This is a genomic window from Pirellulales bacterium (genome assembly GCA_035656635.1).
Taxonomy (GTDB): domain Bacteria; phylum Planctomycetota; class Planctomycetia; order Pirellulales; family JADZDJ01; genus DATJYL01.
Genome location: DASRSD010000016.1, coordinates 1 through 8,626, shown reverse-complemented (window position 1 = coordinate 8,626; position 8,626 = coordinate 1). Strand labels below are relative to the sequence as shown.

Annotated in this window: 7 protein-coding genes; 2 read left to right on the top strand and 5 right to left on the bottom strand. The window is 51.7% G+C overall.

All coding sequences use genetic code 11. The features are described from left to right. The 5 genes from VFE46_01180 to VFE46_01160 all read right to left on the bottom strand — a co-directional run. Positions 1–644, bottom strand: a 644-nt coding sequence (locus tag VFE46_01180; GenBank protein ID HZZ26590.1) for a WecB/TagA/CpsF family glycosyltransferase, incomplete at its 3' end; no start/stop codon positions are given. A gap of 19 nt (positions 645–663) precedes the next feature. Then, entirely contained in the window at positions 664–1,893 is a 1,230-nt protein-coding gene (locus VFE46_01175; protein ID HZZ26589.1) for a glycosyltransferase, read from the bottom strand. 159 nt (positions 1,894–2,052) lie between these two features. Continuing rightward, positions 2,053–2,871: a sugar transferase gene (locus tag VFE46_01170; protein ID HZZ26588.1), complete on the bottom strand. Its 819-nt coding sequence runs from the start codon at positions 2,869–2,871 to the stop codon at positions 2,053–2,055. A gap of 274 nt (positions 2,872–3,145) precedes the next feature. After that, a complete protein-coding gene (locus VFE46_01165; GenBank protein HZZ26587.1) occupies positions 3,146–4,099 on the bottom strand; it encodes an acyltransferase in 954 nt (317 codons plus the stop codon). Between the two features lie 432 nt (positions 4,100–4,531). Next, a complete protein-coding gene (locus VFE46_01160; protein ID HZZ26586.1) occupies positions 4,532–6,037 on the bottom strand; it encodes a hypothetical protein in 1,506 nt (501 codons plus the stop codon). Positions 6,038–6,756: 719 nt separating this feature from the next. On the opposite strand from VFE46_01160, the gene VFE46_01155 reads away from it, so the two are divergent. Both VFE46_01155 and VFE46_01150 read left to right on the top strand, forming a co-directional pair. Further along, positions 6,757–7,824, top strand: coding sequence for a GNAT family N-acetyltransferase (locus VFE46_01155; protein HZZ26585.1), 1,068 nt, complete (start codon positions 6,757–6,759; stop codon positions 7,822–7,824). 20 nt (positions 7,825–7,844) lie between these two features. Further along, positions 7,845–8,626 (top strand): polysaccharide deacetylase family protein (locus VFE46_01150; protein ID HZZ26584.1); only part of this gene is annotated, 782 nt, incomplete at its 3' end.

Sequence of the window (8,626 nt, the reverse complement as noted above, 5' to 3'; positions counted from 1 at the left end):
ATCCAAATGGGAGCTCGCGGTTTTTCGCCGGCCAGAAAATCGATGGTTGCTCCCACGCATAGCGCCACCGGCGCGGCAATTTGCTGGCGATGGGTATGCACCCATAATTCCTGTTTTGGTGCGCCCAGGCCAACAACCAACACATCAGGCCGCACGGCTGCGATGCGCTCAAGAATCGCGGCGTTCTCTCTCTGATTCTTTTCAAACCCCAGAGGCGGACTGTATGTGCCGACAACACTAACTGCTGGCCACCGTTGGCGAATATTTTCGGCCGCACGATCCGCCACTCCTGGCGCTGCGCCCAGCAAGAACACGCGCAGTGGGAAACTTGTCGATTTTGCGTTAGCCATTTCGAATAGCGCCGGAACAAGATCGCTACCGGGTACACGCTCCGGAATTTTTCGACCCAAAAGCCTGGCTGCCGCCAATACCGGAAATCCGTCGGCTAGCACCAACGAAGCATCAATATATGCTCGCTGCAGGCCAATGTGCTCCTGGAACATTACGGCATGGTCGACATTTGGCGTCACTACGTAGCGGCACCTTCCATCCGGGTTATGAACCCAGTGTACTAGTTGCCCAATGGCCTCCGGCATTCGCACCGCATCAAGTTTCATTCCAAATAAACGAACGGTATTGCTCATGAGGTTCTCTGTTTGTTATTCACCGTCGCAATACATGTCGATAAATGCCAGCCACGCCTGCGGCCATGGCTGTATCCGAAAATCGCTCCACGTGACTCGCGAGCGCATTGGCCCGCAACGTTTGCCAACGGTGCTTTCCAGTGATCACTTCCACAACAGCATTCGCCAATGCATTTGCGTCGTTCGGTTCCACTAGCAGTCCGTCTTCACCATGGCGAATGACATCGGCAATTCCGTCCACGCGACTGCCGATAGGCGGCACGCCTGCAGCCATGGCTTCGAGGACGGCCATCGGCATACCTTCGGCTAAGATGCTCGGCAAAACTAGCAAGTCCAGTCCATTCAATTCGTCGTTGATATTTTGCCTAAAGCCGCGCCATTCCACGTGATTCGTAATGCCCAATTCATCCGCCAATCGCATCGATTGCTCTAGATACTGCGGGGTGTCAAATCCGCCAATTACGCGTAACCGCACAGGCGTTTCTCGGTGTTGCAAAATCGCTAGTGCTTCCAATAACACTTCCAGTCCTTTGCGTGGTCGCAACAGGGCAACCATTCCCAACGTCCAAACACCTTCAGGCGGATTTCGATTTGCTAAATCTCGGCGCCGCGGCACGCCATTGCGAACTAGATGAATTAGCTCCGCTGAAACTCCCCATTGGCGGATATATTTGGCTGCAGAGGGTGATACGGCGATGATAGCCGAAGCATGCGAAAGGCTTACTCGCTCGGCGTGGGCTGCCAGCCTTGCCAACCAACCACGGCCAACTTCCGTGGCAGTGTGACCATGAACGTGATGCACGAGCGGTACGCCCGCCAATCGAGCCGCAATCTGACCAACTAGCGCCGTGCGCGGCGTGTGGCTGTGAATGATGTTGAACTCTCTGGCTCGCACCAAGCGGGCCAATTGCCAAGCCGGGCGCAAATCGAATCGGGACCGCATTGGCACGGAGAATAGAGGCGCTGTTTGACAATGACGATCTGTGGGAAATCGATCGGGTTTGAGGCAGGCGATCCCAACTTCAATTTCACACTCCGGCAATCGCATGGCGAGCAAATCCTGTACACGCTCGGCCCCCGCATAATGTTCTCCATTGATCACATGTAAAACCCGCAGCGATTTCGCCGATTTGACTGTGGCTGTACTGCCCACCACGCACGAAGCCTCTAAACCTGACGAATGTACAGTCTCGAGCGCGGAGCTTATTGGCAATTCTAGCGATTCTAGGAGTGTCGAATTATCCGCCATGGAGAGTTCTGTGGTCGGAGAAGCAAAACGAGAAACGTTCCCGAGATTCAGGAAAGCAAACTGCTTGAAAACGCGTTGACAAGAAAGACGATTGGCGTAGACGCTTTTTAAACTCTACGTCATAAAAACCGGACGGGCGTGGCGTATCACAACTCCATTTCAATACGCCCCTTTGCAAGTAATCACCTTCAGCGGGGTTCGCACCAAAAGCTTGAAGTCGGTCCACAGGCTTTGATGTCGCAGATACCAAATATCCATGCGCACCCAATCTTCGAAACCGATATCGCTGCGGCCACTCACTTGCCACAGGCACGTCAATCCGGGCTTGATGGCTAGTCGTCGACGCTGCCAAGGTTTATATTTCGCCACTTCCTTGGGAACCGGTGGGCGCGGACCCACCAGAGACATGTGACCCAACAGCACATTGGCCAATTGCGGCATTTCGTCGATGCTGGTTTTTCGCAGCCATCGTCCGAGCCGCGTCACCCGAGGATCACAACGATTCTTAAAAATTGGTCCATCTTTTTCGTTTCGCACTAGATATTGCAACTTGTCGGCATCCAAACGCATTGTGCGAAATTTATACATCCAAAAATGGCGCCCACAATGTCCAACGCGTCGTTGCCGAAACAATGGCTTGCCCCGCGTAGTGACAACCAAAACCGCTAAAACGGTAAGCAAAATTGGCGATAACAGCACCAGCAACAACAGTGAACCAACAATGTCCAACACGCGTTTTAGCGCTAAATATTCCAGCGATAAATTCCCCTCCGCCCAGATATACGGCGTTTGTTGGATTGGAAGCTGTGTGGCCGGTCGTGGCCGAATCGCAACTTGCGGTGGTACAAACGATCTAGCTGGTAAAGCTGCGGTATATTCCTCGACAGTTAGGGATGCAGATATTAGGGTTGCTGTGCCTGCGTCATCGCTCAGGCAATGCCAAGCGATTTTTTTCCATTGGCTGAGCTGCCTGCTCATACACTTCAACATGCTTGCTCCTTTTATGATGCACTTTGGAAGAATTACTCGATGATGAGTCTGCCACCGGGTAACTAACATGCAGCTCTAATGGCAAAGAGCATGCCTGAGCCAAAGCTACAGCAGCAGAGCCAAGCTAATTTCTGATTGGCTAATGGCTTGCGGAGAGAAAAGTTGGTCGAACGTCGTTATTTCAGTAACTTAATATCACGACTTTGTTTCCGCTTATCAACGCAATGTTGCGGTACGGCAACATTGAGCCGATTGTGCGTCATTATGCCGCCAACCAGCGGGTGTGACGCCAGCGAGCCAAAGCCCAAGCCAGCCACGTGCTACCGATGGCTGCGATCGCAAATGTTGTCAAATCCAATGGCCACGTGATTGGCCAGTGCAGCTTGGTCGCAACTGCTTCGAACGTTTTAATCACTAATGGGTGGGCCAAATAAATACCAAATGCCACGGCACCAAACCTTCCGAAGCGCTCAACCCAAACAGGCGCCTGTGGTTGCAAAGCTGCAATGAACAGCAGCGTACCGGATAGATTCTCCACGAAGTCATTGCGGCCACACGCTACCAGCCAAGCCACAAGAGTCGCGAACCCACCAATGGCAATCAACGTTGTTGTGCGGTAAAAGACGATTCTTTTCAATCCATAGGGAAAAACCAGCGCCACCGCAAATCCCCAACACGCAGCTGGCAATGCCTGCCAAGCTAGCAGTGCAAAATTTGCATCAGCCGCCACCCAATCTGGCGGATTCGTGCACGCCACAAGCAAGCCGACTGGAATCGCGACTGCACCCACAATGCATCCCAGCTTCTTGCGTCTTAGAAGCGGCCGAGCAGCGATGAATGTTGCCAATGTCACCACCAACACGAACGGCATAAACCACAAATGCCAAAACGTGCCCGTCCACAGAATTTTAAATCCAGAAAAATCATTGGCCTGATCGGGCAAAGCCACTTTTTTGAATAGCTTGAGCAGCACATAAATTAGGCTCCAACCTACGAATGGAACGTAAATTCGGCGAAATCTATTCACCGCGTATTCGCGCCACGAGCGATGCGGTTGCCGGCGTAACCCATCAATTACAAAAAACACCGCTCCGGCAGTGAAAAATGGAACTGCAAACCGCCCCAGCACATTCCATGAACTCAACTGCGGTGAACGCGGCGTATGTAGCCACACAATGCTGTAGGCCGCGGCGAGCCGCGCAAAATCCAGCCACATCAAACGTGTTGATGGGCGCGCAGCCTGCCGGCTAGAACAAAGACTGCCGCGAGGAATCGCAGTAACCGTGGCCATGCAAGAAAATGCCTGTAAATGGACTGCGTAACAATCCTGGTATTTGTTTTTGCCCGAAGAATTAGTGAATTTCGTTGGATCGGAGTGACTTTTGCCGCAAGGCCCGAAACAACTCCTACCATAAAAACATCTACAAATTGACACCGTCAATAATGTTCGTGTCCTGAAACATAGCGCTTGGCAAATACATCCCCACAAGAGGAATTCTCATTTGCCGACTGATCCATTCCGCGCGTCGCAGCCGTTTTGGATCGGCCAATCTCAAATGTCGATGAACAACATAGGTGACCGCCAGCAGTCATCCATCGACAATCGCCGCTTGGGCAGGAATAAGCAATCAAAACGAGGTGCACCCCATCAGCGGGCCAGCGCCACTTTGCGGAGAGCCCGCTTTAAGGATAGATCGCGCTTGGTAACCAAGTTGTCATTTCCGTCATGAGAGGAACTACCGTTTGTAGCTCGAGGGAAGGCATCTGAAACAGCAACATTCAGAACCTGCTCTTGTTGAATCGCTTCCGAATGTACCGGATTTACCGTCAAAAACACGATGCCCAGACCAATGAACAATCCACCCAGCAGTCCGCCCAAAACGATTGTCGCTTTCCCAGGTCCTACTGGCGAGTCACCGGCAACAGGAGCATCAATGGCCGCAATCAAGCTCGCCGTGCGGGCAGCAGCCTGGCTGGCTCGCGCTTCGGCCAATTGCTGCTCAGCCGCTTTCAAAATATCGGCACGTTGGTCCCGCTCGGCTGCTAGATTGGCGTATTCAGCCCGCATTCCGGCCAATTTTCTCAACCGCTCGCGGGCATCATTGAGTTGTGACACGAGTGCATCCGCTCGAGCCTGGGATAACCCCAGTTCCGCTTTGACGCCAATAATGGCTGAATCAATCTCGCCACGGACTTTGTCGGTAATTTCTTGCTCGGCCGCTTTAGCCGCAACCACCAAGGGATGATTTGCAGTCAAGCCGCCGGATAGTTGCGAAGTATGTAGTTGCGCGTCCACCAAACCATCTTTTAAGCGGCGCAATTCGGGCTGCGCCTCCAACAAGCGGTTGGGGGCAGAAGCCAGCGAATGCCCATCGGCCTTCGAAGTTTCAAGGAGCGAAAGTAGCTCCTGGTTACTATCGATCGACTGTCGGGCTTGTCGTAATTCCTGCTCCATTTCGTTGATCGACCGACGCAAAGGGCTATCGCCGCCGCCCAGTTCGTTTAGCAAACGTAATTCCCCCAAATCGGCGCCAACCTCGCTTTCAATGGCCGTCAATTCTGTCGTGGTACTTTTCAGATCGCCGTTGGCCAAGTCGACCGTTTTGCTCAATTCTGCAATTAAACTTTGCGCTTTTTGATCGCGCAGTTCTTGCGATCGCAATTGAAGTTGTCGGCAAATGGCTGCAGTCAAATCAACCGCTCGCTGGCGGTTTTCGGCTTCGGCATTCAAATAAAACACTTCGGTTTTTCCAAACTCAGCACCCTTTGGCGGAGACAATTTAACCCGGCCTTGCAAAGCCGCAATAGCTGCATCGGTAGGCCACGAAGCAATAGATTTTGATTTGGCATCTGGTCCAACTTCGGCGAGCGCACCGCTTAATACAGCGCGGCTGTGAACTAACTCCAGAATGGTTTCCTGTGTGGTTTTCATGTCATCTGGCTGCTGGAATTTACCGGGACGAGCAGTAGCGCCCATGGCCTCATCGCGGGCCATCAAGGCCTGCGAAGCATCCCAGGTGACAGGATGCAACAAGGCATAAACCGCAGCCAACATCGGCATAATCAATATTGGAGCGATCCACCGTCGAGGATGATCTCGCAAAATGCGAAGCACGTCGGCAGGCGTGATCGATGGCTTGTTGATCCGCGACATAAGAGTGTCCTTCGTAGTTACCTTTGAATGAACGATTTACCGAGCCGGGTGATGCTGTTAGAAAGCAAAGTCAGTGCCGACGATATTTCCACCAGATTTCGGTGGGTCGTCAAAAACTACAAATCTTCACGCCACATATATTTGCGGCGGCTTGGCCAAGGAATTCGTCATTTTAAATGCCCCGCTGAAAAGGCGGCGCGTTGATCTATTGCCACAGCTTGTTTCCACCACACCACGCACTGCCAAATCGCAACCCCTGCAATCAGGCAACTGTAACCGTGAAATTCGCACGAATGCCATGAAACAATTTGCTTTGAACAACTTGAGAGCGAATGTTTCAATATTCGGCTCAATCGCCTGTCGAATAGACCGGTAGCCGTGAGCATTGGCGCACAAAATGCAACACAAGTGATCAATAGGTTCTAGTCGACGGCGATTCACAAATCAGCACTATGTGCCTGTTGCCTGTCTTCTAGGAACATCACGCCGATGGAATCATAAGCGGACTCGCAAACCAAAACTTTCATTCTAATTCAATTTGCATGCACATTAATCGCCATTTTGATTTCGCTTCACTTGCACCGCTTAAAGAAAATTGGAATGCATTGGCATGCGGCGTCCCTTTTAGACGCTGGGAATGGCTTGAGACATGGTGGCGACATTATGGTTATGGAAAAAATGGCCAGCCTCTACGTGACCGTGCACTGTTTGTACTCACCGTGTGTGATGAAGAACACCAAGTGGTCGCCATTGCACCTTGGTACCGGATTGTTTCTCGCAGCGGAGCGAAACTAATTCGGTTTTTGGGTGACGGCCAAGTTTGCAGCGACTACCTCACCATGCTGTGCCGTTCAGGGCAAGAACAAGCCGTCGCCACAGCACTGGCAGATTGGCTAATGTTACGGAATCAGCGATCAGCATTTCATTACAACTTGACAACCGACGAGCGGTGTCAAGCTTATCCTCAAGGCACAAATAGTCGCCAAATTTTCGCTAGCGACTGTCGCTGGGACCGCATGGAATTTGTCGGCATAGCTGACAATGACGTTCCAATCTATCACTTGGTGGAGCAGTTGGAAGTTCGGGGAAATATGGTCTCTTCCGAATCCGCAATGAATTTGTGGCGCGTTCCGCTACCTCCATCCTGGGAAGAATTCTTGATGATCCTTTCCAAATCTCATCGCAACCGGTTGCGACGAGCAGACAAAATCTACTTTCAATCAGGGCTAGTACATCTCCATCGGGCGACAGCGCCGAATCAGATCGCTGACTTCTTCGACATCTTCATCGATCTGCATCAGCGCAATTGGCAACGTCGCGGTTTTCCGGGTTGCTTTGCTTCATCCACGTTTGAAACCTTTCTTCGCGAAGTGGCAACTCGCTTACTTGCCGATGGTCAAATCACGCTCACTTGGCTGGAAATGGATGGCAAGCCTTTAGCAGCCGAATATCGACTGCATGGGGACAAAGTGATGTATGCCTATCAGAGCGGAATGGATCCGGATCGGCTCCAAATAAGACCCGGCGAATTGGCTAACATGGCATCGATTCGAAACGCAATTGAGCTAGGACAAAATGCTTACGATTTCCTCCGCGGCGACGAAGAGTACAAAGCGCGTTGGCGCGCGGAACCGCATCCCATGCTTTCGATCCGTGTAGTTCCACAGCATGTATCCGCACGCCTGCGACATAATGCCTGGCGAGCCAAGCAAAATCTAAAACAGTGGATTAAAAGCGGCTTGCAATTGACAAGCCATTGGATTCCATCCTTAACAACGCAAGAGTAGTTACGTTACAAGTAATCACGATGAATCTCCGAGAAAACTTTCGCCGATTGTTACTGTGTAGTTATTGTAGTGCTACGCTGCCCTATCGGCGCTGGTTCCTTGCATGCCATTCTGCTCAAGGCGCCATACCGATCATCGTGCTTTTTTATCACCGCATTGCCGATGATGATAGCCGCAACTGGACCCATTCGAATCGTCTCTTTCGGCAGCAAATCGAATGGCTAGAGCAACACTGCGAGCTAATTTCTCTCCACGAGGTCCAGCGCCGAATACAGGCTGGTTATAACGATCGTTTAGCCGCCAGTATAACTTTCGATGATGGCTACTCGGAGAATTGCGACCAAGCAATCCCGCTGCTAATTGAAAAGAAAATTCCTTGCACCTATTTTGTCAGCTCGCGGCATGTCTTGGAAGGCGGCAAATTTGCCCACGACACAGCGACTGCTGGCCGGGCCGTTCCCAACACCCTAGCACAGTTACGTTGGATGGCTAACTGCGGCATCGAAATTGGTTCACATACCCGCACCCATGCTGATTTGGGCCGCATTAGCGATGAACGCCAACTGTACGATGAAGTCATTGTCGCAGGAGAAGAATTGCAAGCAGCCATCGACCGGCCAGTGCGCTATTTCGCTTTCCCCTACGGAATGCCTCAGAACCTTAATGCTCAGGCAATCCAAATGGCACGCAATTATGGTTACCAAGCGGTGTGTTCGGCCTATGGAGATTACAACATTCCAGGGGACGATCCGTTCCATATTCGAAGATTTCATGCAGACGACATGTTGCGACTTAAAAACTG

Coding starts and splice junctions, on each gene's coding strand:
- VFE46_01170 (HZZ26588.1), bottom strand. CDS start 2,871: ATGAGCAGGCAGCTCAGCCAATGGAAAAAAATCGCTTGGCATTGCCTG.
- VFE46_01175 (HZZ26589.1), bottom strand. CDS start 1,893: ATGGCGGATAATTCGACACTCCTAGAATCGCTAGAATTGCCAATAAGC.
- VFE46_01160 (HZZ26586.1), bottom strand. CDS start 6,037: ATGTCGCGGATCAACAAGCCATCGATCACGCCTGCCGACGTGCTTCGC.
- VFE46_01165 (HZZ26587.1), bottom strand. CDS start 4,099: ATGTGGCTGGATTTTGCGCGGCTCGCCGCGGCCTACAGCATTGTGTGG.